The organism is Aeromonas rivipollensis, from assembly GCF_010974825.1.
Taxonomy (GTDB): Bacteria; Pseudomonadota; Gammaproteobacteria; order Enterobacterales; family Aeromonadaceae; genus Aeromonas; species Aeromonas rivipollensis.
Genome location: NZ_JAAILA010000003.1, coordinates 1 through 24,267 on the forward strand (window position 1 = coordinate 1; position 24,267 = coordinate 24,267).

Genomic DNA, 24,267 nt, shown 5'->3' on the forward strand with positions numbered 1-24,267 from the left:
ATGGCGCTCCTGACCCGTTGGACGAGACGAGGGAACCCGCGAAGCGGACGGTTTACCGGGGGGAGAAGACTTTTGGTGCTATTTGCCAAAGAGGTTAGCACCCCTCACCCTGGCCCTCTCCCCCAAGGGGCGAGGGGATCTGACCGAAGGATGCCGAGGCTTTGGCAGGCCACAAACAAAAACCGCAGCCTTGAGCTGCGGTTTTTATTTCTATTCCCCAAACACGCTTTGACCCAAGCCAAAGCCCTATTTCCCCAACCCCTTGCACTGCTCTCCCCCTGCGGCGGGATAGGCGGAGAGCGTCACGTCGAGGGCGGTGCGCAGGCTGCCGGATTGGCAGAAGTCGCAGATGCCGCCAGCATCGATATCTGTGATGCGGGCGCCTTGCGGCCCCTCCTTCACCAGATAGGTACTGACAAAACGGTAGGTGCCGCTGGCGGCGTCGAGCGGGGTGCCCGGCTCGCCAAAGGTGAAGCGCACCTTGACCTCGCTGCGATCCCGGCTGCCAGCGATGGTGCGCGACGAGAGGATCTGCGAGCCCAGCAGGTGATCCCAGGCATTGGGCAGGAAGGGGTTGCCCTCGACAAAGGGAGGCTTCTCGTCCGGGGCCTCGCGAGTGGCTATCTCCCGCGCTTTGGAGGCGGCATTGAGCAGGCAGAGCAGCTCGGGGGAGACGATGTTGGGCAACGCACCGCCCAGGTCTGCCTGATAGAGGCCGCTCGGTTTGACGCTGCGCTCCCAGACCAGAAACTCGGCCACCTTGGCGCGGGCACTGGCTGTCGGTTCCAGCACTCCGCTGGTGGCGGTGCCGGCATGGGCCGGAACAGACAAGGCAAACGCCAGTAAGGGCCAGCCAGGTATCTTCATGGTGCCATCTTCCTTATGTTCGATTGCATGGACGGAGCGCCCTGAAAAAAAAAGCGCAGCCCAAGGGCTGCGCTCTGCGTCAGGTCGTCAACCGACGGGCCTCAGGCACGGCGCCAGCTGGTCTTGCCGGCGCTGTCTTCCAGCACTATGCCCATCTCGGTGAGACGGTTGCGGGCGGCGTCGGCGGCGGCCCAGTTCTTGTCGGCACGGGCCTGGTTGCGCTGGGCGATCAGTTGCTCGATCTCGGCCACTTCGTCGTCCGCTTCGCCACCCTTAAAGAAGGCGTCCGGGTCTTGCTGCAGTATGCCGAGCACGGCGCCCAGTTCCCGCAGGCGGGCACCCAGGCCTGCGGCGACAGCGATGTCTTCGGCCTTCTGGCGGTTGATCTCGCGCACCAGATCGAACAGGGCGGAGTAGGCTTCCGGGGTGTTGAAGTCGTCGTCCATGGCATCGACAAAGCGGGCCACCTGCTCGTCACCACCGGCGGCGGCAGCCGCAGGCAGGTCGCGCAGGGCGGTGTACATCCGCTCCAGGGCGGCGCGGGCCTGCTTCAAGTTGTCTTCCGAGTAGTTGAGCTGGCTGCGGTAGTGGCCGGACATCAGGAAGTAGCGCACGGTTTCGGCGTCAAAATGGGCCAGGACGTCGCGGATGGTGAAGAAGTTGCCAAGAGACTTGGACATCTTCTCCTTGTCCACCATCACCATGCCGCTGTGCATCCAGGTGTTGACGTAGTCGCCACCGTGGGCGCAGCAGGACTGGGCTATTTCGTTCTCGTGGTGGGGGAACTGCAGATCCGAGCCGCCACCGTGGATGTCGAAGTGGTTGCCAAGGTGCTTGGAGTTCATGGCGGAGCACTCTATGTGCCAGCCGGGGCGACCCGGGCCCCAGGGGCTGTCCCAGGTCGGCTCGCCGGGCTTGGACATCTTCCACAACACGAAGTCCAGCGGGTTGCGCTTGGCTTCGACCACGTCGACCCGGGCGCCGGCCTGCAGCTGCTCCAGATCCTGGCCAGAGAGCTTGCCGTAGTCGGCGAAGGACTCGACGATGAACATCACATCGCCGTTGTCCGCCACGTAGGCGTGCTCTTTCTCCAGCAGGGTTTCGACCAGGGCGATGATTTCATGGATGTGCTGGGTAGCGCGGGGCTCGATGTCCGGGCGCAGCATGCCGAGGGCGTCAAAGTCCTGGTGCATGTCGCCGATCAGGCGCTCGGTGAGGTCGTCACAGGTGACCCGGGTCTCGGCAGCGCGCTTGATGATCTTGTCATCCACGTCGGTGATGTTGCGCACATAGGTGAGATCGTAACCGGCGTAACGCAGGTAACGGGCCACCACATCGAAGGAGACGAAGGTGCGACCGTGGCCGATATGACAGTGATCGTAGATGGTGACGCCACACACATACATGCCCACCTTGCCCGGGTGGATAGGTTTGAATTCTTCTTTTTGACGAGTGAGTGTGTTGTATATCTTCAGCATCTTATAACCACTGCCTGTGAGTAAAATGGCCTGACATTCTAACCGCATCCGGTGGAGAAAACGAGGCAGAAAAAGCGCCGGATCCCCCATGCCATCTATGCCGCAGCCCCTTGATGGGCTAGAATTGCCACCACTTTAGGCCATAGCCCATGCAACAGCCGCGAGCCGGCTTCGTGCTCGCGCAACATTTGAAAGGACATATCATGGTTACTCTGCACACCAACCACGGCGACATCACCCTGACCCTGAACGCGGAAAAAGCCCCCGAGACCGTGGCCAACTTCCTGCAATACTGCCGTGACGGTCACTACGACAACACCATCTTCCACCGCGTCATCGACGGCTTCATGATCCAGGGCGGCGGTTATGCCCCGGGCTTCGAAGAGAAAGAGACCCGCGCCTCCATCAAGAACGAGGCGGCCAACGGCCTGTCCAACAAGATTGGCACCATCGCCATGGCCCGCACCTCGGAGCCGCACTCCGCCAGCGCCCAGTTCTTCATCAACGTGAACAACAACGACTTCCTGGACTTCAAGTCCCCCACCACCCAGGGCTTCGGCTACTGCGTGTTCGGTGAAGTCACCGCCGGCATGGACGTGGTCAACAAGATCAAGGGCGTCAAGACCGGCAACTACGGCCGCATGCATCAAGACGTGCCAACCGAAGACGTCGTCATCACCAAGGTGACCCTTGCTGAGTGATTGTCGCCTTCTGCGCACTGATATAACTGCGGCCCCGGCCGCAGTTTTTCCATCTGCGCAGGCCACCCCCGCCAACTGGCGCCGCCTCGACTATCTGGCCCAGGGCAATCCCCGCCAGCGCTCCGCCCATGCCCTGCTCAACGCAGGCTGCTGGGATGCGCTGGGGCGCCTGTGCCAGGACCTGGCGCTGGTGAGCACAGTCGCCATCGGGCTCGACAGGCCCGGCAGCGATCTCGACATCCTCTGCCAGCACCCTGATCCCGCGCGCCTCGCCGCCCTCTTGCGTGAGCAGGGCTGGACGGCCAGCGACAAGGGGCACCAGGTGTGGCTGATGGAGCAGACCCTGACAGGCCCGGACCAGGCGCGCTGGCCGGTGGAGCTCTATGTCACCCAAGCCCCGCTTGAGACGCTCAACGGCTGGCGTCACCTCAGCCTGATGGCCGCCCTGCTGGGGCACTTTGGCCACGACTTCTATCAGGCCGTGGTGCGCCTTCGCCTCGAGTCAGGGCTCAAGGGAGAGGCGGCCATCTGCCGTCTGCTTGGCCTTGGCGGCGATCCTTACGCCGCACTGCTGACCCTGGAGGGGCGCGACCTTGCCAAGCTCCACTGGCAGGCCCATTCCCAATGCGACTCGTCCACCCCGGCAGGCTCCCCTGCCCCCCTTTGCCCGGAACCCATCAAGAGCACTCATCCCACATCATGAGCACCCTTTTTATCAGTGACATTCACCTGTGCGCCCAGCGGCCCGACATGACAGCCGCACTGGTGCGTTTTCTCGAGCGCGACGCCCCCAAGGCCGATGCCCTCTATGTGCTGGGAGATCTGTTCGAATTCTGGATTGGCGACGACGATCCCAACCCGCTCCACAGCCAGGTGGCCGAGGCCTTCCTGGCCCTGAGCCGGCAGGATGTGCCCATCTACTTCATCCACGGCAACCGCGACTTCCTGCTGGGCAAGGCCTTCGCCAAACGGGCGGGCATGACGCTGCTCGGCGACCCTTGCGTCATCGATCTCTACGGGGAGCGGGTGCTGCTGAGCCACGGGGACCTGCTCTGCACCCTGGATGAGGGCTATCAGAAGTTTCGCCGCATCACCCAGCAGAAGTGGCTGCGCTGGCTCTTCCTGCGCCTGCCGCTGGCCCGCCGCCAGATCATCGCCTGCAAGATGCGGGGCCAGAGCCAGATGGAGAATTCCGGCAAACCACAGACCATCATGGATGTGACCCCGGCGGCGGTCGATGCGCTGTTGCGCCAGCATGGCTGCCAGTTGCTTATCCATGGCCACACCCACAGGCCCGCCGTCCATGACTTCATGCTGGACGGCAAGCCGGCGCGGCGCATAGTGCTGGGAGACTGGTTCGAGCAAGGATCCGTGCTGAGCTGCTCCCCGCAGGGCCAGCGGCTCGAGAGTCGTCCCCTCCCCGAGTGACGCTCCCCCTCGGGGATAAGGGATGCCCATATGACAACGTCTGTCCCCCTCCCCGAGCAGGATGCAACGCCGAACCCTGCATATACTCTGTGTCTGTGCACACAAATGAGGACTAGATGATGGGATTTCTTACCTGGGTTGTATTGGGATTGATCGTCGGCATCCTGGCCAAATGGATAATGCCGGGCAAGGATGGGGGCGGTTTCTTCATGACGGTGATCCTGGGGGTCATAGGCGCCATGGTGGGTGGTTACATCGGCACCCTGCTGGGCATGGGAACGGTGACCGGCTTCAACCTGCCGAGCATACTTATCGCCACCGTGGGTGCCTTGATAGTGCTGTTTTTCTACAACAAGATCCGCAGCTGAGCCGCTGAATCCGTTTCTTTCAGCACTCGATGTGTATGCCCCCCGGGCCAGGATCCGAAACCTTGGGTTTCGGATTTTTTATGGGCGCTCCGCCCCTTTCGCCTCCGGCGCAGCTGGCAGCCCAACCCAGGTGCCGGGGTTCTGGCGCGAGGCGCTGATCTATCGAGGTTGGCGGGTGCGGCATTGGTGCAAACCTAGTGCTTCCGTCTATGGCATCCCGTTATTGCCATACAGACAGAAGCCGGGGCGCTCGCTCAATTGCGCGTAGTAATCGCTCACCGCCGCGAGTGGCGGGCGCTCGAAGGGGGTATGGAACCAGCGATTCACCGACAGGCCGACGGGAATGTCCGCCAGCGAGAAGCGGCTCCCGGCCACATAGCCGCCGGTGGCCTCGAGCTGCCTGTCCAGGATCTGCATGTACCTGGACCACTCGGCACAACTCGCCTCCATCGCCTGGCTGTCCTGATGGGCGGGGGAGTGCCTCACCAGCGACATGAAGGCGTAGCTCCAGGCGCGGTTCAAGTCCGACGACTGCCAATCCATCCATTGATCGACCCTGGCCCTTGCCCGCGCCTCGGCGGGATAGAGAGAGCCGTCACCATAACGCGTCGCCAGATATCGGATGATGCTGTTGGACTCCCACAGGGTGAAGTCCCCATCTCTCATGACCGGCACCATACCGTTGGGATTCAATGCCAGGAACTCGGCACTCCGGGTGGACTGAAAACCGCTCCCCCACTCCTCCCGCTCGAAAGGGAGATCCAGCTCGGCGCAGGTCCACAACACCTTGCGCACATTGATTGACGACCCCTTGCCCAGTATCAGTACCATGTCTTCGTCCTTGTATAAGAAGGCACCAGCTTCCATCAAGGGGAGAGCGCCGGTCAAGGGGAGAGCCATGACTGCAGTTGGCCCATGGGACTGGCGCTCATGGGCCGCCCTGGGCATGGCCTGAGCGGGGTGAGCCACAGATGAAAAAGAGGCGGTGGGCTAAACTCATGCTTGCGTGCCCGGCTTGACCGACCCCTTCAGAGCGGCCGCGGGACAGGCGAAGCAGTAAAGGACAACATCATGAAAATATGGAAAATCTGCCTGATAGCAGCGCAGCTCATGCTGGTTGCCTGCGCCTCCTCCGACGGCTCGGGCCCTCCCCCGACCGGGGACGACGGCAGCAACGCCGGCGGCAAGAGCGGAGGTGGCAGCAGCTACCTGACCTATTAACGAGGCCATCTCCTGCAAGCTGAGGCTCAGTCAGGCCCCAACGTCTAATACGACAAGACCAGAAAGCGCCGGCAGCTCGCCGGCGCTTTTCGTCTCGCCAATCGGTGATGCCCTGCCCGACGACCATGCGCACAATGACCCAAAGAAGGGGCAGAACAGCGCCATCTGGAGCAAAGGTGGACACGGAGGAAAAACAAAAAGGCCACTATCGCTAGTGGCCTTCGTAAGTCTTTGATTGCTTTCTTCAATAACTGGTGCCTGAGGCCGGAATCGAACCGGCACGACGCGAACGTCGAGGGATTTTAAATCTAGCAGCTCCGTTTGCATCTTATAACATGTAATAGCAAGTAGATGGAGCGAGTAACACTGCTAATTCGCAACGAATGGCACCACGACATAGAGCATCGCATACCGCTTATCACAGAATTCGCAAAGATAGCGAAATAGCACCTTGTAAGACAGCCAGTATTCCGCATTTCCCCCACCCCAATGCTTTTGTTACATAAAAGCCAATCCAGCTACTCGCGCAAAATGCATATCTTGCGCCCCCAAGGAACTCCCAACCATATGATTTATCATGCAATATTAACTGGGTGAAACAGCCCCATTGGGGACACACCAATAAGGATTCTGCTCTCCCTACATACGCCATATCCTGCCGGGTGCTGTGACTTCACAGTAGGGGAGATACAGGTATCTCCTATTGAGCTGCTCAATGTCCCCTTATCATCCCTAACGCCGACTACAGTGTGGCTCGCGCCAGAGAGCCTTAAGCATCCGGTCCGAAGTGTGCAATGGCAAAATCGATGAAGCTTCGGAGTTTGGGGGTCATGCGACGATCCGGGGCATACAGGATGTGCATTGGCAATGTTGGTGCGTGGTATTCAGGCAGCAGTGTGACCAGCTGCCCGGATGCGAGATAGGGCTGAACAATTTCAAAGGGTTGCAGCAAAACGCCTACTCCGGCGATTGCAGCAGCCATTAAAGCCTCTCCACTATCCACCATCAAACGGCCTGAGACAGGGACAGTCACCGTTCCCTCAGGCCCGATCAAGGTCCACCGCTTACTCAACTCTGGGTGCAGGTAACCTAGACACTCCTGCCGAGAAAGATCCTGCGGCGTATTGATTGGCCCTCGCGCCGCCAGATAACTGGGGGCTGCGCACAGGATCAGTCGATAGGGCGCCAGTTGTCGAGCAATCAAGCCGCTATCCGTCAATTCACCAATACGAAAGACCACATCGTATCCTTCATCAACGACATCGACCAACCGGTTGGTCATGGATAACTCCAGCGTCACCTCAGCGTTGGCATTCAGATAGTCGGGAAGCTTTGGTGAAAGCGCATGAATGCCGAACGTCACCGGGGCGTTGATACGCAGCCGCCCACGGGGGGTTGCCCGGGTTTCTGCCGCCAGTCCTTCTGCCGCCTCGACGTCCGCCAAAATGCTTTTAGTCCGCTCGTAAAACTCGCGACCAATATCGGTCAGGTGTTGCCGGCGCGTGGTGCGATTGAGTAGGCGAACTCCCAGATGCTGTTCCAGCATCTGCACATGTTTTCCGACCAGCTGGGAGGACATTCCAAGCGCGTTCCCTGCCGCCGAAAAGGAGCCGAGTTCGACGGCTTTGGTGAATACCGTCATGCTTAACAACCTGTCCATTAGAAACACCCTGTTTCAGGTATTGGTTAATTTTGACAATTTATCCCACAAAAGCTCAAGTCGTATAGTGGCAACAGTTGATCTAGCCCTCTCAAGTTCAAGGAGTTGCAAAATGAAAGTTGCCATCATCGGTACCGGAAACATGGCCAGCGGCCTAGCAAGTACTTTGGCGGGAGCCAACCACAACGTCGCCATCGGCAGCCGCGATCCGGCCAAAGCCGCCGCACTCGCTGAAAAAGTGGGACAGGAGTCCCAAGGTGGCGGCATTGCTGCCGCTACCCGGCTGGCAGACATCGTGATCCTGGCCATTCCCTTCGGCGGTGCTGCCGATGCCCTCAAGGAGGCAGGGGATCTTGCCGGTAAGATTCTGGTCGATATCAGCAACCCGATCAGCGCCGACTACAAGGAGCTGGTGATAGGACACACCACCTCCGCCGCCGAAGAAATCCAGGCCCTGGCACCTAAGGCCAATGTCGTGAAGGCATTCAACACTATCTTTGCCCAGTTGCTGCCGTCCGAGGCCCGCCAAGGCAAGATGCTCCAGGTGTTGATCGCTGGCGATGACGAAGAGGCCAAATCTCAGGTGTCCGCACTAGCTCAATCGATGGGCTTTGAGGCGGTCAATGCTGGTCCGTTGAGCAATAGCCGGTTTATCGAGCCTATTGGTGAAATGAACATTCACTTTGGCTACTTCCTCGGCAAAGGCCCGACCGTGGCACCGGCCTGGGTACAGGTATAAGTTACTCATAGGGATGCCATGGCCAGCGTTGGACTGACCCTGGCATCCCGACAAGGACCATGATGAAACCTTTCATTCGTTCGGCACTGATTACGCTGTCATTGCTCATCCCGCACGGCTTGGTCAACGCAGCTCCGGCCATAGAGGTTCTGGGTAAGGACTACAGCTTCCCCCACAAGCTGACAGGCTTGCCAACCAAGTTATCAGGCTTCCAGGACTTGCAAATCAACGCTTTCACAACCAGCGATGGCGTAAAACTGCGCTATTGGGAGACAGGTTCAGGCAAACCCTTGGTGTTCATTCCTGGCTGGTCGGCCAGCGGTGCTGAATACATCAACGTGCTCTATCTGCTCAGCAAGCATTACCACGTTTATGTGCTTGATCCCCGTAATCAGGGACTATCGCAGCACGTCGAATACGGCAGTCGCATCACGCGCCTCTCGGTCGACCTAAAGGAGTTCACGGAACACCTCGGTTTGCAGATAGCGGATTACTGTGGCTGGTCGATGGGCGCGGCTGTCCTGTGGGGTTATATCGACCTATTCGGCACGAAGAGTATTCGCAAGGTGGTTTTCGTCGACGAACCAGTCTCCATCTACTCTCATGCCGACTGGACCGAACAGGAACGGCTCGACGCTGGCGGCATGACGTCATCGGTTGAACGTATGGTGGCAACCTTCACCACCGGAGCACCGACAAACCAATTGGTGGTCGATATGAAGGTTGTCGAGCGAGCCATGGTCAACGATTCGCCGTACTACGAGAACTCGACCGCTTTCGCGCACGAGTTTGTCAAAACCGATCCGAAGTACACCGCCAAGGTGCTGTTCGATCACGCCACAAATGACTGGCGCGACGTGATCCGCCACAAGATCGACATACCGACAGCCATCTTCTCTGGCGAATACAGCAACAACTTGCCTAGTCAACGCTGGATGGCTTCCGTCATACCGAATGCGAGGCTCTATACCTATAGCCGGTCTGAGCAAGGCGACCACTTCCTCATGTTCAAGAACCCGCTCAAGTTCTCGCAGGACCTGCATGCCTTTCTTGAACGTTAAGCCAACCATGACTCTCCGGCTCCCCCGGTGGGTCAACCGCTAAGCAAACATCCATTTTTCACCCTAAGGAGAATTTTATGCCCGTCGTACGTGTTACCTGGTTTGAAGGTAAAGAAACCGCCACTAAACAAGTCGTTGCCGCTGAGATTACGGATAGCATTGTCCGCAATACAGGAACGGACCCGAAGTACATCTACGTGATTTTCGAAGACGTGGCGCCATCTGATTGGGCCGGTGAAGGGAAACTGTTCGGTAGCTGACACCAAACCTTTTCAGGCTGACGATGACGGTGCGATCAAATGGTCGCACCGTGTTAATACTGGTGCAACGGCTCGGAAGAGCATTGATAGCCAGTCTTGCAGCCGACTTGTACTAGAAATTCGGATTGAGTGCTCGGTGCCGTTGCCGTTGCCGTTGCCGTTGCCAAGCCGCTTCTTGGAATAGAGACACAACCATGAACATAGATTTTTCTCCCCTGATAGACGATCTCCCCCTCGCGTATCGCTACCGTCCTGCCGTGGGTCAGCCAATTGGTCTGGTGATACTGATGCATGGGGTCGGCAGCAATGAGGACTCCTTGCTTGGCCTGGGAAGCTTCATTCCTAATAACCTTTCTGTCGTTTTGGTTCGCTCCCCTTTGACCATGGAGCCTGGGGCGTACTCCGCATTCTCGGTCAGTTTCACGGCAAACGGGCCCAAAATCGACACGGCAGCGGCAGAAGCAAGCCGGCAACGGCTCCTCCGGTTTATTCCCGAGCTGCAACTACGTTATGGCGTTACATCTGATCAAACCCTGATTGCCGGATTTAGCCAAGGGGGCATCATGTCAGCCAGCCTTGCACTGACCGCCCCCAAATGCGTTCGTGGCTTTGCCATTCTTTCTGGGCGCATCCTGCCGGAAATTGAGCCTCTCATCGCCCGGGCTGAAGATCTGCAACACCTGTCTGCGCTCGTGATACATGGTAAAAACGATGATCGACTGCCGTATTTCTGGGCAGAGAAAAGCACTGAGTTGCTTCAGGCACATGGCATCCCATCTCATCTGCTGAATTATGGAATTGGTCATGAAATTACCCATGAGGTGGCTACTGATTTTGCATCCTGGGTTCGCAACATCTTGCTTTGAGGGCTGTATAGATGATGCCTGACAAAGCCTTTGGCACCTCGCCACCCTCCATTGCACAACGCTTATCACAGAATTCGCAAAGATGAGGTGTGGATCACACCGTCGATGCAATCCCATGCAGCCTCACCTAATGGCCCCATTTGTCACCAACCAAGACAACCCAAGCGCATTGAATTCCCTTTGTGCACAAAGGAAACGAGATAACGTACTGTTTTGATTCACGAAAAGACAAAGTGTAAGAGCCCCATTGGGGATAGATACTACTGTTGTATTGAGACCAGTTGGTGATGGGGTAAAGCGACTTGCCCATGATGCAGACTTGAAGGAATGGTGATGATCAGATCGCCATGCCCTCAGTTAGTTCCATTCAAACCGTATCGATTTGGGAAACAACGTCGCTTGTAACTGAATGACCTGACCAACGAGTACAGCCTCCTTCCACTCGAAGGGGGGCACTCAACATCTTGATGCTGCCCCGCCCCCGCAATAAAACTCAACAAGTGAGGCATATCATATTAATTTTTAAAAGAAATTTGCTCATTATCTTCACCCCTGATATTTATTATGGTTATATTTTTCGGCAAGCATCAGGAGCTACCGAACATGGCGACTTATCCCATTCCACCAGATGAAGCGGAGCGACTCCATCTGCTCCACGCTCTCCGCATCCTCGATACACCATCAGAAGAGGTCTTCGACCGTATAACCCGTTTAGTTGCACGCATTTTAGATGTCCCAATTGCGTTGGTTTCACTGGTCGACACGGACCGACAGTGGTTCAAGTCGCGGATAGGTATTGATGTGAATGAAACCCCTAGAGAGCTTGCTTTTTGTGCTCACGCCATAGCGCAAACATCACCGTTGATAGTAACTGACACAACACAAGACTCGCGCTTCATGAGTAACGCTCTCGTAACGGGAGACCCAAATATTCGCTTCTATGCTGGTGTGCCTCTGCGTAGCATAGGCGGACTCTCAATAGGTACATTATGTGCTATCGACTCCAAACCTCGGCAATTGAACCCTGGGGAGGTCAGTATTCTTGTTGACCTAGCGGCACTAGTTAGCAAAGAAATGCAAATGCGTGAAGCAATGCTTTTGAGCCATGCTCGTTCCGAGCAAGCCATACAAGCGATGGAGGATGTCGAGGCGCGTTTCAGAACTATATTTGAACGTGCAGGTGTGGGTATTGCGATGGTCGCGCCAGACGGCGGATGGCTGCGTGTCAACGATGCGTTATGCCAAATTGTCGGTTACAGCCAAGATGAGCTCATAAACCTCACATTTCAGGATATAACCCACCCCGACGATTTAAATACTGATTTGTCTCTGCTACAGCAATTAATTAATGATGATATCGACCATTACCAGCTGGAAAAACGTTACATCACTAAATCAGGACGTTATGTTTGGATACAGCTAATAGTAACCAAGAAATTGAGTGAAAATGGTGAGCTAGAGTATTTCATTTCAATTATAAAAAATGTGCAGGAGCAGAAGGAAGCAGAGGCATCCTTGGCTGAGTTACATAAGGACTTGGAGAACCGAGTAGAAACAAGAACGAGAGACCTACAATTAGCCAATGAAATGCTGTCCGCCTCTATCGCACAGCAGCTTAGGTTTGAGCAAGAGTTACGCAGGCGCGAAGCTGAATTGCAAATGGTGCTCCAAAACGCGAACGATGCTTACGTATGCATTGATCACCACGGTGTGATCCGCGACTGGAATCAACAAGCAGAGCATACCTTCGGTTGGAGCCGCGAAGAGGCAATTGGCCGCCCACTTGATGAAACAATCATCCCGGCCTCAATGCGTGAGGCACATCGAAGAGGCTTGGCACGCTATCTGGCTACCGGTAAGCACCATGTCCTCAATCAACATATCGAGCTGACAGCAGTACGCCGCGATGGTATGACCTTACCTGTTGAGGTACGTATTAGCCCTTTATTCATTGATGGAAAAACAATTTTTAGTGCGTTCCTGCATGATATCACCGAACGTAAACAGGCCGAAGCAATCCGCGAATACGAAGCAACTCATGATTCACTGACTGGATTGCATAACCGACGTGGTATGTTCAACCTGTTACCAGAAGCTATAGCTCGCGCTAAGCGTACTCAGACATCTTTAGCGCTACTGTATATAGATCTTGATGGTTTTAAGCAAATCAACGATACACATGGTCATGATAGCGGTGATCACGTATTACGTGTCATAGGTACTCGCTTACAGGAAAGCATTAGACAAACGGATACAGCAGTACGCTTAGGCGGCGACGAATTTACTATCTTGTTGGAGAATATTAAGCACGGTACTACCGATGCAGATATAGTTGCTCATAAGATATTGGAAGCAATCCAACAGCCGATACAACTCGACTCAACAACAGGTGCTATTAGTGCAAGTATCGGCATAGCCGTTTATCATGCTGACAATATGATAAGTGCTGATCAATTGCTTAGCCAAGCTGACTCTGCGATGTATGAAGCCAAGAACGCAGGGAAGGCTCGTGTTTGCGTACATAAGTGACAATATGCCGATATAACAACGGTGTCTGACAATCGAGTCATATACCGCTTATCGTTATTGAGTCGCCTGAGCACCGGTTTTCGCTAATCCCCTCCACAGACTGCCACAACCTCACCGAACGGGCCTTCCTGGCCCGCTCAACCGCTTCTCACCGGTTGATAACAAAACCCTTCCCCTGATGACAAAAGCCCATCGCCGATGATGCGTTTTGCGAAAAACTGCCTGCCAGCCAATTCGTCACGCCGTGTCGCGGCCTGTCTAGATAATCCGCGACACGGTTATTCCCCTTCTGTGATGGTATGCACGAACACGACAAGATTGCTCAACGCCTCGGTATGCTCCTCACCCGCCTGTACAGTGGTGAGAAGCTGCACCTGGGTGATCTGGCCACCGAGTACAACGTCACCGTGCGCACCCTGCAGCGGGATTTCAATCAACGCCTCAGTTATCTACCGATAGAGCACCGCAACCAGCAATACTGGCTGGATCCTGGGTTCCTCAATCACAAGAACGACGGAAAGCTGCGAAAGCTGGCCGAACAGTTGGGCATCACCGACTTGTTCCCCCGCGCCAGTGAACATCGTCTGGGTCAACTACTGGACAGAGGCAGCCCCAGTCTCTTCGCCATCAAGGGGTTCGATGGTCAATCAGCTGACTCACTGAGTCACCAGTTACCGGTATTAGAACAGGCACTGATCCACCATCTGCAATGCTGGCTCATCACCAAAGACCAGCGCAAGCAACTGTTTAGCCCCTATCAGCTCGTCAATTACAAGGGCACCTGGCACTTGGTCGGCGTCAGCGAGGGGCTGTTGCAAGCCTATCCGCTGAGCCACATCGCACTGGTTGAGCTATCGCAACAGACCTTCACCCGTGATGCGCTGATTCAGCGACAAATCGATACCGACCCGACGCTCTGGCGCTCCGGCATGATTGAGGTGCTGCTCAAGGCCAGTGCCTCCATCGCCATCAACTTTCAGCATCGTCCGTTACTGCCCGAGCAGGAGATAGTCAAAACCCTGGATGACGGTGCGCTGTTACTGAGCAGTCGCGTGCTCGATGCCAATCAAATTCTGCCTGTCATCAAATCCTGGATGCCGGGGCTTACCGTGATCTCGCCCGGTTTTATCCATGAGCAGATCGTCCGCGATTTACGCCATCTATTGACCCTGATGAGTCAGGCTCCGCCCTGACCCATTTGTGACAAAGATCCCAGTTTACACATCTGGCGACAGCGCCTGACATGCCGCGACACCACCTGTCGCCGCTGTTTCACATTGTCGTCAACCATCCCGCAGTCGATACCCAAGGAGTAGTGCATGAACACCATCAGCCTGCAAAAAGTGTCCGACAACACTCTTTGCTCCAGCAGTCCCTATGAGCAACTCTTCGATCATGTCGCCGCCCATTTGCAAGCCCAGGGTGGCACGATAAAAACCATCGAGCGCGCACAAGGCCGGCTCGAAGCCGCATGGAAATATGGTTTTAACCCATTCGGTATGCGCATCACCGTGAATTTCGCTTCCCAAGGCGATGAGACCATCCAGCTCACCCTCAATGGCTCATTTGTCGATGCCATCGATACCTTCGGTGCCGCAAAGAAGAAAGCCAGGGCAATCACTGATGAACTGCTGAAGCCTATCGATATCGCGGCATCGCCGATTAAAGAGGGGGCAACATCCTCCCAGCAGCCCTCTGCCGCGACCACTCCCCCGCAGGCACCGCTAAACGGCGCAAACGCCGTTGCGCACCGTGGCAAGCGTAAGGGGCTCACCGCTGTGTTCGCTTTCTTGGGCGGCGGCATTGGTCTGCATAAGTTCTACACCGGGAACTGGGGCTGGGGGCTTATCTACCTCGCACTCTGCACCACCGGCCTTCCCCTGATCTTGTCCGTGATCGAGTTCATCCGTGTTTTGTGCCTGACACAGGAGGAGTTTGACCGTCGCTATAACTACCGCCCCATATCCGCGTTTTCATGGGTGTGGTGAGGAGCGCCTTGTATGAACATAAAAACTGCAGTCGGTTTAATGATGCTCTGCTCGACAGGCGCTTATGCTGGCGTACTCAGCATGCTGGATGTGGCAACCCTCAAGGAAAGCGAGCTGGAGATGTGCCCGAACATCTCCGTCGAGAAGATGGTCAACAGCTTTTTCGAAGACCCCGAGTGGACCGGCGGGAAAGCGGCGGATGGTCGGAAGTTGGTGAATGTCAGCGGCACCATCACCTATGCTAATCAGCCCGCACGGGCCATGGTGCAGGTCTGGATGCAAGCCGATGGTTTTTCTGTGGAGGCGCTGGAGATTAACGGACGACCCCAGCCGGAGGGAATGCTGGATCTGCTACTAGAGAAAATGTGCCAGAGCGCCAGAGGCTCTGACCATACCGGGGATCCACAGCAACAAGCCGTGGCGCTGCCGTTCACGGGAACCCGGTACTTCAACTTCGGAGGTGAAAATGGGATTCAACAATCCATCACTATCGCCCCCAACGGACGCGTCACATTGAGATCCCATGGTGCGACCTCTGTCTCTGTCGATTATCAGGGCGTGTATGAAAACCCACTGCTGACCCCGGCGGGTAACTACCGCGTTCATGCGGACAAGATATATCTCACCGACGAAGGCGGAGACCTCCCTGACCCATCAGAGTGTGAAGTCATCGTGTGCGAGACAGAACTGTCTGCACCTTGATGCACTGAAGCCAAAAACAACGACAAGCACGGTGAATAGAAACTCATAAATCAGAGGCTAATCAACATTTTATAGCCGTACACCGAGATAAAATTATCACGATGATAACGGACCATGCTCTGGGCGTTATCGCATACCAATAATAAACGGGAAACTAACAATGAAGAAAACCCCCTTGGCCATGATGTTGATGGCTACTTTGTCAGGCTGTGGCGGTGGTGGTGGTGGTAGCGACGGTGGAAACACGGATAGTCCAACCCCACCGAGTGCCTCCTTGGCGATGTCAGGAAAGGCGATTGATGGTTACATTCAAGGCGCTACCGTCTATCTCGATCTCAATTTCAACCGTCAGTGGGATGATGGTGAACCCAAGACAACCACCAATGATGCCGGTGATTATCGGTTAGAGCTGCCGGTAGACCTGCAAACCTGCGCTCAATACGCCCCCTTGGTGGTCGATGTGCCGGTAGATGCTGTGGACCAGGATCTTGGCCCGGTAACAGAAGCCTATCAGATGGTCCTTCCTCCCACCTTTGCCCCCATCACCAAGGATGATGTCTACCATGTGACGCCGCTGACCACGGTGCTCTGGAGCAGTGTAGAAAGTGAGCTGGCAGCCCAATCACAGACGACTTGCCAGACCGTCATGGCGAACCGGCAAAAGCAGGAACAGTTGATCGCCTCGATGAAACAGGCCGTCAGCCGTGTTGTCAGTCACTACAACATCTCCGAGCAGACGCTGTATGCGGACTTCATCGCCAGCGGTGATAGCGAGACAGCCACCCTGGCCCAGGAGATCGTGCGCGGCTTGCAGCAGTCCTTCACCGAGACAGAAGCCTTGAAACGGGAAAACCCGGACGCCAAGTTTGTCTATGTCGATTACCACAAGGGGGATAGTCGCGATCACAACAATACCTATCCGGACGCTTGGTATCGTGAAATCCAGTTGCAAGGGCCAGCCCAGAGCAGCACCGAGCTGGTGAAGGTGAGCGATGATTTCGCACAAATCATCAAGACCATCATCTATGGTGAAGAACGCCAAGTGACGGGCAATAACTACACCTACACAACCCGCTACGACTTTGAGTCGCGCAATGGGGATAACACCCCCTATAGCTGTGACATCAAGGAGACCCTCTCGACCCGCTCGAACGGAAAAATGTACTCACTGGAGAATCTGGCTAAAACATCAGCAGAGAGCTTCAACGACTGTGCTCCTGACGATATGGCAGCAGCGATCACCCACCGCTACGCCTTCATCAACTACAGCAACAACGATCTGAGCTACTCCACCCAATTCATCTATAGCCGTCAGGCGGGCGCATTCAGCTTCCTGAGCGATTGGGTCGGTCTGGAAGCACAGCTATCCACCCTGAATATGGGTGAGCTCACTGCTGCTCTTGAAGCCCTCCCCTATCAGTATGATGAACCATCCCAAGATCCTGATGCTACTAGCTGGGTCAAGAGCATGACGGCCAGTGAAAATGGCAACACCATCAAAACTAGCTACAACAGCAGCGGCCTCTATCAGAAGCAGACAACCTATGCGGACGGTACTCATAGCCTGGAATGTGGCACGGACGGCGTAAACTGGGGAGCCTGTCAGTAATCCGGCACCATAGAGCAGAAACACAGAGGTCAGGGCTAGTCGGCACTGGCCTCTTTTTCGCAATCATAAGCTAAAGGCGGACAGTCTTGGCTGATGGCAGGGCCGCATCCTTAATTCAGCAAAAAACCATCATCCAGCGCAACATGCTTGAAATGCGCATCGCAGCCTGCACGTAACCATATGATTTATCGACGAAGAATGGATAGGTGTAACAGCGCCAATGAGGATACACAGTGTACTGGTCCAAGGCAGGAGCTGGGGAAGTGATGTCCTGAGGGATGATTTAGGAAACAACGTCATGGCAACCCACCGTAGTTGCTTGCCCTCCAATGCTATACCTGCTCTTGAAGCAGGCTAAGGAACATGGATAATCAGGAAAAACTCTGTTAGATGCGGTGATTCTCACCTTAGGATTTTTATGCAGCACAAATATCTAATCAATGATAATGACCCTGATATCGCATATGTTCTTGAAGCACATCCACACCTCACTCCCGATATCTTATTTGAAGAAAAAGATGGTAAAATCACCCTCAAAAAACAATCCATAAAAATTTATTCCTCTGGTAAGACTTCACGGCTAAATGAATTCTTCAACCTGGAGATACTTAGCAAGTATATATATTACCTCCATGCCGAATGCGTTAAAAAATCGAGAGTTAAGGGTAAAGCATTTGATGCTCTGGTCGCATTTGGTTGGCGTTTTTATGGAGAGGATGACATCGCCGAAAGCCTGACCGGAGAAACAAAACGCCTGTATGCTGCATTGCTCAAGGAATTTGAGGCATGTAGCTCTATTTATAACATGACAACAGATGATTCATATTGTGGTGAAGACAATGCCATAAAGATCTATGCAACTAATCTCTCGGGTTTGCTGATAGCATTTTTGGATGAGGTGGAAATCCCTTCAAATATAAAAATCAAAAACAACACTAAAAAGAGAAAAGTTGTCAAAGCACACTTCGCAAGAGCCTGGCTCATTGAGCCGGCCATTAAAATGCTAAAGAAAATCGATGTAGATACATCAGATCCATACATAATTGATTTGGTAGGGTTTATTTGTATGGCTTTTGGCACTGCAGCATATTATGTCTTATCAGAAACAGACAAAGCTTTGATTGACTCTAGGTCATGGATAAAATCCCCAGACGAATATTTCATTGCAAACCTAAAGGAAGAGATGTTTCACGGCACTAAAATAACTAATCGTGCAGTACGAGACATCCCCAAAAACCTATACATCAAATTAATAGTTTTTTATTTGGAGGGAAACTGGGATGTTGTGTCAGAGCTGTACGGCACACCCAGCAGCCCCTTTCCATACACCATTAAAAATTTACTAATAGTTTTGAGCGATATTTGTGACGATGTATTTACTCTTACAGATCCGCGTCATAGTATCGCACCAGCCATACCGATGGGGAATAGCAATGAGGCTATTGATAAAGAGATAGTTATGCGGACAAAACTTAATAAAATCATCGGGAAGAATGGCCCTCTCCTGTCTGAGCTGACAAATAATGAGAATGCTACTTAACAAAAATGGCATTTCCTGAATGCATGTGATGTCAATGATGTAACCATCCCCGATGGCCTAGCATCCTCCTTTTTCTGAAGGAGGATCTATGTCTATTACTAATCTGAAGCTAACAAAACGAGCACTTGAGACCTTACCACCACCAGCCAATGGCAAGCAGCAGGTATATCGTGATGCTGACGTAAGGCAGCTATACGTGTACCGGTACGCTCTATCTACGTCTTTCGTCTTCGACACAACCCATCGTTACAAACGGGTCTTCGAGACCATTGGCATCTATCCGCAGCTCTCCATACAAGAGGCCAGGGATGAGGTACATGCGAGGCTCCATAAACTTGCCCGTAATACGTATCCCTTGGGACAAAACAAAACCCTCCAAGAGATCTTTGAAACCGCCTACCTCGACGATATGCAGCTGCATAAGCGCAATACGCAGTCAGAGCTATCCAAGGTCAGAAAACACATCCTGCCAGAGTTTGGAAGCCGTCGTCTAAAAACACTGGATCGCCAATCCATTGTGTCCTTCCAAAGGCGACTTGCTGAACACCTCAAGCCCGCCACTGTGAACAAGATCTTGTCTGCCCTGTCGAGGATGCTGACCTTGGCCGTGGAGCACGGATACCTCTCTGTCTCACCGATGAATGGGTTACGGCAACTCAAGGAGAATAACGAACGAAAGCGGATCCTGAGCCTTGATGAACGGTCTCGTTTTATCGATGCATGTTATGTCCAAAACTCGGAAGCAAGTCGGTCGCTATTGCTGTCTCTCTACACAGGGATGCGAATTGGGGAGGTGTGCTCCATAGAACAAGCCCACTTGCGCCTCGATGAGGCTTACCTGATCCTGCCTACGACCAAGAATGGATTACCTCACCAAGTGGCCCTAACGTCTCATGCCATCAGGCTCATCGAAACACAGCAACGACTGGTCAACAAACAGAGGTTCCTTTTCCCCTCCTCCCAAACCTCTTCAGGGTACATGAGCTACCCACGGCATGCCTTTCAGCGGATTTGTGCTGCGGCAGGGATCAGTGACCTTTGCATTCATGATCTCCGTCGAACCTTTGCCACAGAGCTGATGCTACAGACGGGTGATATTGCCATGGTTGCACAGGCCCTGAACCACTCATCACTACAGATGGCGATGAGATATCAGCAACGCACTACGACCCACTTACTCCCTCATATCAATGCCACTCAACAGCAATGGCTCTCTGAAGACATACCACTGCCCACAGCGTGTTCCAGTTGAGTTGCGCGGAACACCATTGAGACCCATTTGCAACCAAAACACGCAAAATTCCGCAATGCATGTGTTGTCAATGCTTTGGGGGGTCAACTTCTGAATACTGCAATCCAGTCGCACGAACAGGCAAACGAGAGGCAGTGATGGACGGTGTACATATGTTGACACGAAGCGAGTTAGCGCTGCGGTGGCGCATCTCAAAAAGCTGGCTGGACAAGCAAATGATCATCGCACCCGAGACGCTACCCGCATTTGTCACCATCGGGCGGCAAACCCGGTTCCCACTAAGTGAAGTGGAGAAGTGGGAACGTAAACAACTGCAAAACCAAAATTAACAACCCTAACTACAGGAGGCTCTCATGAGCACAAATAACACTCAACACACCGCTGCCTATCAAATCGTAGGTGCATTCATCAAAGTGAACGATGGTTTGACGAACCTCGGCACGATCAGCCGCGTTGCACACATGCAGCTCAATGATCCCGACCAGCCCCATGCGCTGATGGCATGGTCCGACAGCAACTCATACCCGGCCATTATGTACAGGAGCAGTGACCGACAAGAAATCGAGGAGCGCTTCAAAGAGGTCTCTAGTCTCGTGCTCAAGCAAAAGAAGCGCAAGTTCATCCGAACCAAGAAGTTACTGGTCGCAACAGACCTGATTGCCGGTTGCACCCCGATCGTAAAAGACGCCAATGTCTGGATCAGTATTTCCCTTCTGTTGCCAGACACCAAGCCCCTGTGGGTTGCATGCGACTCTAAAGAAGAACTTGATGAGGACATGGAGGCTATCGAACGCCAGCTAAGCGCCTAACCGTATTCCTTTTCAATAAAGGGTCTCCAAGGAGGCCCTTTTTTTTACGAGCCAACACGCATGAAAAGACAAGAAAAACCTACACATAATGCTGGAGACACGGCGGTGAGCTTTCCCTACGCAGATACCGACCTGCTGCCGGAGCTTAATAACAGCCCCCTTCCCGATGACTACGGCATGCTCAACGACGAGCAACACCAGAGTGCATTGGCGCTCGCGATTGAAAGCGCACTCGACCCCTGCCAGTACATGAATGCTCCCTCACGCCTTCCTGACTGGATGATAGATGGCCTGAGTTCTGATGTGATTGCGGGAGACCCCGACATACCTGATTACCTGCTACCCGTGCAGGAGAATTCTACCAACAAGGCACTGCGGTTACGCACCCAGCATTATCTCAAACCGGGAGAGACAGTAACCCCGGCCAAAGGGGCTAGGCTCCATATCGGCATAGACAGCGAATACGTTTACAATCCCGCGACAAAGCGTAACGACATTCTCTCCTACCAGTTCTTTGCTATGACAGAGAAAGGAGAACATTCAGACATCATTTACCCCGCATCCAATCGGATATCTGATCGCCTGAGTTTCGATAAATTCCTCGGCCACATCGTAGTGGTATGTAAGGAAAAAGGGATACTCACGGAGTGGCCCAAACATGTCTTTGTGTATGCCCATTTTCTGCGGGCAGACCTTGCCTCGTTTGGCGACTTCTGGCGGTTCAAAACTCAGGTTAATGGCATTCGCCGAACAGTGGCGTCAGTAAACAATGCCTATGGCATCGATCTTGAGAACGTCTTGCACCGTCAAGCAAAACCGGCCCCGCTGATTTTGCGAGACAAGCAGCGTAAAGCACAAAGAACCTTGATCACCTTTGTCGATACTATGTTACACACCCCTGGTGGTGCGGGCCTTGCAGCCGTTGGTGAACTCATTGGCTTACCCAAATTGTCTCTCCCTGCGGGTCACTCTATTGATCGCATGGATGAACTACTTGCCAGCAACAAGGCAGCCTTTGAAGCTTATGCCCTGCGCGATGCCGAAATCGCGGTCAAATATGGCCTACAACTCCATGAATTCACTAAGACACTGGGGCTTTCATCCCTGCCAAAGACGATTGGCGGCTGTGCCACATCGGTGTTCCTGAAACATCTGCGCGAAACAGGTCAAGACCGGGATCAGCTATTTGGAACCCATGAGGTGGTGCAAACTGGATGGAACAAAAATGCATCCAGACCTGTGACCAAGACAATTCGGGAGATGATCCCTGCTGCAAAGCTATTCGAGAGTCTTGCCATCGATTGCTACCACGGTGGACGAAATGAATGCTTTTGGGGTGGCCCGACCCCACTATCGCTCTTCAACGATTTTGACCTCAGCGGAGCCTATACCACAGGGCTCGTTGACCTTTTTCCCCTTGATTATGAGCGAGGGCGAATGACCACGAACACAGCCGAGTTCTGTGGTCATGTCTTTGGTCTTGCTCGCGTTAAATTTAGATTTCCAGACGGGATACGTTATCCCAGCCTACCGGTGCGTACTGAAATTGGCCTGCTGTTTCCCCTCACTGGTGAATCGCTCTGTACCGCACCGGAGATCGAGGTCGCACTCCGCATGGGTTGCCAGATTGAGATACATCAAGGTGTCATCATCCCTTGGACAGATACGACGCAGCGCCTGTTTGAGCCCTTTGTCTCGCAGGTTCGGGAAAAACGACAATCGTATGTGAAAAAATCCTTCGAAGAGCTGCTTTGGAAAGAAATTGGTAACTCTCTCTATGGCAAGCTGGCACAAGGTCTGAGGGGGAAGTCTGCCTTCGATACATCCAGTGGATTGAGCAAGCCCATTGAACGCTCAGCCATCACTAACGCATTCTTTGCCGCGCATACGACCGGCCTGATCCGTGCCGTACTCGGAGAAGTCTTGGCCTCCATCCCCGCTCACCGAACAGTGGTGAGCGTCACGACGGATGGCTTCCTCACCGATGCAACCTATGACGAACTTGTGCTGACTGGCCCGATATGCCGCCGCTTTCAGGAACTGGGCGAACGACTGGATGGCCCTGGCTTTCGGATGCTGGAGCAAAAACACCAGGTTAAACAGGTCATCGCGATGAAGACTCGTGGTCAGCTCACAGCCGAAGGCGTTGAGGGTCAGCCTCAGATCCTGGCCAAGGCTGGGGTTAAGCCCCCCTGCTCTAAGGACCAGCATCAGGCGTACATGCTTGACCTTTATCTGAATCGTACCCCCGGTCAAAAAGTCGAGAGTGACCATTTAATATCTACGGCTGAAATGTGGATCAATGAACACGATCTCGTCTCCGTGAGCAGGTCAAAAACCCTGAATCTTGAGTTCGACTTCAAGCGGCAACCCATGCTGCCATCAATGCAGATCGTGCTGGGCACCGAGCATATTTGTTTTGATACACGCCCCTGGCCGACGGTAGCAGCCGCTATGGAGCAACGTGTGGTATTCGATAACTGGCGGCGAACGAACTGCCTGAAGACCCTCAATGACTGGGAGAGCTGGGAGGATTACTTCGTCTGCAAGACGTCGATAAAAGGATTGCCAATGCGTGTGACGGATGAAGGTTCGCTTGGCATCCTAAAGCGGGTTTTCCTGCGTGCTTATACCCAGTCCGCTTTCGGTATGTCGAAAACGATGGGGTACGATGAGCTGGCCGAATGGCTGACCATCAATGGCTGCCCAACCAGTGTTGATGACTGTAAGTCCGCCAAACGCGCCAAACTGGTCGGGCAGTGTGTGCCGGTGACGACGCGCACCGTCCGCCTGATGCGGGTGATCCTGCAAGAGTGTCCAGGGATAGATCTGGGGGTGCTGTTCAAGCCCGAGGACATGCCACAGCTCCAAGGCCGGTTGAACAACCCCAAGACCGAGATAGCGCAAGTCACGCAGGATGCGCCGAGCAAGGATGAGATAACCGACTGATTGATATAGCAATATCTGGCTGGTGTAATAAGGCAATTGGGGAAGCAACTATTATGTTGCTTCCCCTTCTCTTTTTACTGGCACGGTGATGATGGCGATGCTATGTCCAGAGCACTAACCACCAGAGCCGTTTTAGACGCCCAATAGCCTGTCAGTGTGATCCGTGGGCATGAATCGGATCGAATGGATTCACTAGGCCGGATGTGTCGACTATCTTGAATCTCATATGAGCCAGCGAAG

Annotated in this window: 23 protein-coding genes; 19 read left to right on the forward strand and 4 right to left on the reverse strand. The window is 54.1% G+C overall.

What is annotated here, in order from left to right:
• Nucleotides 1-246 precede the first annotated feature (246 nt).
• Nucleotides 247-867 carry a hypothetical protein gene (locus G4923_RS00860; RefSeq protein WP_163135023.1) on the reverse strand — a complete coding sequence of 207 codons (621 nt, stop codon included), beginning with the start codon at nt 865-867 and terminating at the stop codon, nt 247-249.
• A gap of 101 nt (nt 868-968) precedes the next feature.
• Nucleotides 969-2,345, reverse strand: a complete 1,377-nt coding sequence (cysS, locus tag G4923_RS00865; protein ID WP_163135025.1) for a cysteine--tRNA ligase — start codon at nt 2,343-2,345, stop codon at nt 969-971.
• Between the two features lie 203 nt (nt 2,346-2,548).
• Here cysS and G4923_RS00870 point away from each other — a divergent pair, with 203 nt between their 5' ends.
• The 4 genes from G4923_RS00870 (at nt 2,549) to G4923_RS00885 (ending at nt 4,842) form a co-directional block, all read left to right on the forward strand.
• The gene (locus tag G4923_RS00870) at nt 2,549-3,046 is read left to right on the forward strand and encodes a peptidylprolyl isomerase (protein WP_025327420.1); all 498 of its coding nucleotides are present in this window, start codon (nt 2,549-2,551) and stop codon (nt 3,044-3,046) included.
• Nucleotides 3,036-3,749 carry a DUF4269 domain-containing protein gene (locus tag G4923_RS00875; RefSeq protein WP_163135027.1) on the forward strand — a complete coding sequence of 238 codons (714 nt, stop codon included), beginning with the start codon at nt 3,036-3,038 and terminating at the stop codon, nt 3,747-3,749. Before G4923_RS00870 ends, G4923_RS00875 begins: the two co-directional genes overlap by 11 nt.
• Complete coding sequence (gene lpxH, locus G4923_RS00880) at nt 3,746-4,474, forward strand: UDP-2,3-diacylglucosamine diphosphatase (RefSeq protein WP_163135029.1); 729 nt, start codon at nt 3,746-3,748, stop codon at nt 4,472-4,474. The genes G4923_RS00875 and lpxH overlap by 4 nt, the downstream gene beginning before the upstream one ends.
• A 119-nt stretch (nt 4,475-4,593) precedes the next feature.
• Complete coding sequence (locus G4923_RS00885) at nt 4,594-4,842, forward strand: GlsB/YeaQ/YmgE family stress response membrane protein (RefSeq protein WP_025327423.1); 249 nt, start codon at nt 4,594-4,596, stop codon at nt 4,840-4,842.
• Between the two features lie 207 nt (nt 4,843-5,049).
• Here the strand turns inward: G4923_RS00885 and G4923_RS00890 are convergent, their stop codons facing one another.
• Complete coding sequence (locus G4923_RS00890) at nt 5,050-5,673, reverse strand: glutathione S-transferase family protein (protein WP_163135031.1); 624 nt, start codon at nt 5,671-5,673, stop codon at nt 5,050-5,052.
• Nucleotides 5,674-5,913: 240 nt separating this feature from the next.
• Here G4923_RS00890 and G4923_RS00895 point away from each other — a divergent pair, with 240 nt between their 5' ends.
• Nucleotides 5,914-6,063 carry a hypothetical protein gene (locus G4923_RS00895; RefSeq protein ID WP_163135033.1) on the forward strand — a complete coding sequence of 50 codons (150 nt, stop codon included), beginning with the start codon at nt 5,914-5,916 and terminating at the stop codon, nt 6,061-6,063.
• A 769-nt stretch (nt 6,064-6,832) separates the two neighbouring features.
• Here the strand turns inward: G4923_RS00895 and G4923_RS00900 are convergent.
• Nucleotides 6,833-7,705: a LysR family transcriptional regulator gene (locus G4923_RS00900; protein WP_233462892.1), complete on the reverse strand. Its 873-nt coding sequence runs from the start codon at nt 7,703-7,705 to the stop codon at nt 6,833-6,835.
• A 130-nt stretch (nt 7,706-7,835) separates the two neighbouring features.
• On the opposite strand from G4923_RS00900, the gene G4923_RS00905 reads away from it, so the two are divergent.
• From G4923_RS00905 to G4923_RS00970, 14 genes are all read left to right on the forward strand, one after another.
• A complete protein-coding gene (locus G4923_RS00905) occupies nt 7,836-8,462 on the forward strand; it encodes an NADPH-dependent F420 reductase (RefSeq protein ID WP_163135035.1) in 627 nt (208 codons plus the stop codon).
• A 62-nt stretch (nt 8,463-8,524) separates the two neighbouring features.
• Nucleotides 8,525-9,523, forward strand: coding sequence for an alpha/beta fold hydrolase (locus tag G4923_RS00910; RefSeq protein ID WP_163135037.1), 999 nt, complete (start codon nt 8,525-8,527; stop codon nt 9,521-9,523).
• Nucleotides 9,524-9,600: 77 nt separating this feature from the next.
• Nucleotides 9,601-9,783, forward strand: coding sequence for a tautomerase family protein (locus G4923_RS00915; RefSeq protein WP_163135039.1), 183 nt, complete (start codon nt 9,601-9,603; stop codon nt 9,781-9,783).
• Nucleotides 9,784-9,977: 194 nt separating this feature from the next.
• Nucleotides 9,978-10,649 carry an alpha/beta hydrolase gene (locus G4923_RS00920; protein ID WP_163135041.1) on the forward strand — a complete coding sequence of 224 codons (672 nt, stop codon included), beginning with the start codon at nt 9,978-9,980 and terminating at the stop codon, nt 10,647-10,649.
• Nucleotides 10,650-11,252: 603 nt separating this feature from the next.
• Nucleotides 11,253-13,178 carry a PAS domain S-box protein gene (locus tag G4923_RS00925; RefSeq protein ID WP_163135043.1) on the forward strand — a complete coding sequence of 642 codons (1,926 nt, stop codon included), beginning with the start codon at nt 11,253-11,255 and terminating at the stop codon, nt 13,176-13,178.
• Between the two features lie 299 nt (nt 13,179-13,477).
• A complete protein-coding gene (locus tag G4923_RS00930) occupies nt 13,478-14,371 on the forward strand; it encodes a helix-turn-helix transcriptional regulator (RefSeq protein ID WP_163135045.1) in 894 nt (297 codons plus the stop codon).
• 126 nt (nt 14,372-14,497) lie between these two features.
• Complete coding sequence (locus tag G4923_RS00935) at nt 14,498-15,166, forward strand: TM2 domain-containing protein (RefSeq protein WP_163135047.1); 669 nt, start codon at nt 14,498-14,500, stop codon at nt 15,164-15,166.
• A gap of 12 nt (nt 15,167-15,178) precedes the next feature.
• Complete coding sequence (locus G4923_RS00940) at nt 15,179-15,868, forward strand: hypothetical protein (protein ID WP_163135049.1); 690 nt, start codon at nt 15,179-15,181, stop codon at nt 15,866-15,868.
• 160 nt (nt 15,869-16,028) lie between these two features.
• Nucleotides 16,029-17,477: a hypothetical protein gene (locus G4923_RS00945; RefSeq protein ID WP_163135051.1), complete on the forward strand. Its 1,449-nt coding sequence runs from the start codon at nt 16,029-16,031 to the stop codon at nt 17,475-17,477.
• Nucleotides 17,478-17,895: 418 nt separating this feature from the next.
• Nucleotides 17,896-19,017, forward strand: a complete 1,122-nt coding sequence (locus tag G4923_RS00950; protein WP_163135053.1) for a hypothetical protein — start codon at nt 17,896-17,898, stop codon at nt 19,015-19,017.
• A gap of 88 nt (nt 19,018-19,105) precedes the next feature.
• Complete coding sequence (locus G4923_RS00955; RefSeq protein ID WP_163135055.1) at nt 19,106-20,269, forward strand: site-specific integrase; 1,164 nt, start codon at nt 19,106-19,108, stop codon at nt 20,267-20,269.
• 137 nt (nt 20,270-20,406) lie between these two features.
• Nucleotides 20,407-20,598 carry a hypothetical protein gene (locus G4923_RS00960; protein ID WP_111899567.1) on the forward strand — a complete coding sequence of 64 codons (192 nt, stop codon included), beginning with the start codon at nt 20,407-20,409 and terminating at the stop codon, nt 20,596-20,598.
• 24 nt (nt 20,599-20,622) lie between these two features.
• Entirely contained in the window at nt 20,623-21,078 is a 456-nt protein-coding gene (locus G4923_RS00965; protein WP_103260388.1) for a hypothetical protein, read from the forward strand.
• Nucleotides 21,079-21,138: 60 nt separating this feature from the next.
• Nucleotides 21,139-24,027 (forward strand): hypothetical protein, encoded by a 2,889-nt coding sequence (locus G4923_RS00970; protein ID WP_163135057.1) that lies wholly within the window; start codon nt 21,139-21,141, stop codon nt 24,025-24,027.
• Nucleotides 24,028-24,267: the final 240 nt, after the last annotated feature.

Coding starts and splice junctions, on each gene's coding strand:
- G4923_RS00860 (WP_163135023.1), bottom strand. CDS start 867: ATGAAGATACCTGGCTGGCCCTTACTGGCGTTTGCCTTGTCTGTTCCG.
- cysS (WP_163135025.1), bottom strand. CDS start 2,345: ATGCTGAAGATATACAACACACTCACTCGTCAAAAAGAAGAATTCAAA.
- G4923_RS00870 (WP_025327420.1), top strand. CDS start 2,549: ATGGTTACTCTGCACACCAACCACGGCGACATCACCCTGACCCTGAAC.
- lpxH (WP_163135029.1), top strand. CDS start 3,746: ATGAGCACCCTTTTTATCAGTGACATTCACCTGTGCGCCCAGCGGCCC.
- G4923_RS00885 (WP_025327423.1), top strand. CDS start 4,594: ATGGGATTTCTTACCTGGGTTGTATTGGGATTGATCGTCGGCATCCTG.
- G4923_RS00890 (WP_163135031.1), bottom strand. CDS start 5,673: ATGGTACTGATACTGGGCAAGGGGTCGTCAATCAATGTGCGCAAGGTG.
- G4923_RS00895 (WP_163135033.1), top strand. CDS start 5,914: ATGAAAATATGGAAAATCTGCCTGATAGCAGCGCAGCTCATGCTGGTT.
- G4923_RS00900 (WP_233462892.1), bottom strand. CDS start 7,705: ATGACGGTATTCACCAAAGCCGTCGAACTCGGCTCCTTTTCGGCGGCA.
- G4923_RS00905 (WP_163135035.1), top strand. CDS start 7,836: ATGAAAGTTGCCATCATCGGTACCGGAAACATGGCCAGCGGCCTAGCA.
- G4923_RS00910 (WP_163135037.1), top strand. CDS start 8,525: ATGAAACCTTTCATTCGTTCGGCACTGATTACGCTGTCATTGCTCATC.
- G4923_RS00915 (WP_163135039.1), top strand. CDS start 9,601: ATGCCCGTCGTACGTGTTACCTGGTTTGAAGGTAAAGAAACCGCCACT.
- G4923_RS00920 (WP_163135041.1), top strand. CDS start 9,978: ATGAACATAGATTTTTCTCCCCTGATAGACGATCTCCCCCTCGCGTAT.
- G4923_RS00925 (WP_163135043.1), top strand. CDS start 11,253: ATGGCGACTTATCCCATTCCACCAGATGAAGCGGAGCGACTCCATCTG.
- G4923_RS00930 (WP_163135045.1), top strand. CDS start 13,478: ATGCACGAACACGACAAGATTGCTCAACGCCTCGGTATGCTCCTCACC.
- G4923_RS00935 (WP_163135047.1), top strand. CDS start 14,498: ATGAACACCATCAGCCTGCAAAAAGTGTCCGACAACACTCTTTGCTCC.
- G4923_RS00940 (WP_163135049.1), top strand. CDS start 15,179: ATGAACATAAAAACTGCAGTCGGTTTAATGATGCTCTGCTCGACAGGC.
- G4923_RS00945 (WP_163135051.1), top strand. CDS start 16,029: ATGAAGAAAACCCCCTTGGCCATGATGTTGATGGCTACTTTGTCAGGC.
- G4923_RS00950 (WP_163135053.1), top strand. CDS start 17,896: ATGCAGCACAAATATCTAATCAATGATAATGACCCTGATATCGCATAT.
- G4923_RS00955 (WP_163135055.1), top strand. CDS start 19,106: ATGTCTATTACTAATCTGAAGCTAACAAAACGAGCACTTGAGACCTTA.
- G4923_RS00960 (WP_111899567.1), top strand. CDS start 20,407: ATGGACGGTGTACATATGTTGACACGAAGCGAGTTAGCGCTGCGGTGG.
- G4923_RS00965 (WP_103260388.1), top strand. CDS start 20,623: ATGAGCACAAATAACACTCAACACACCGCTGCCTATCAAATCGTAGGT.
- G4923_RS00970 (WP_163135057.1), top strand. CDS start 21,139: ATGAAAAGACAAGAAAAACCTACACATAATGCTGGAGACACGGCGGTG.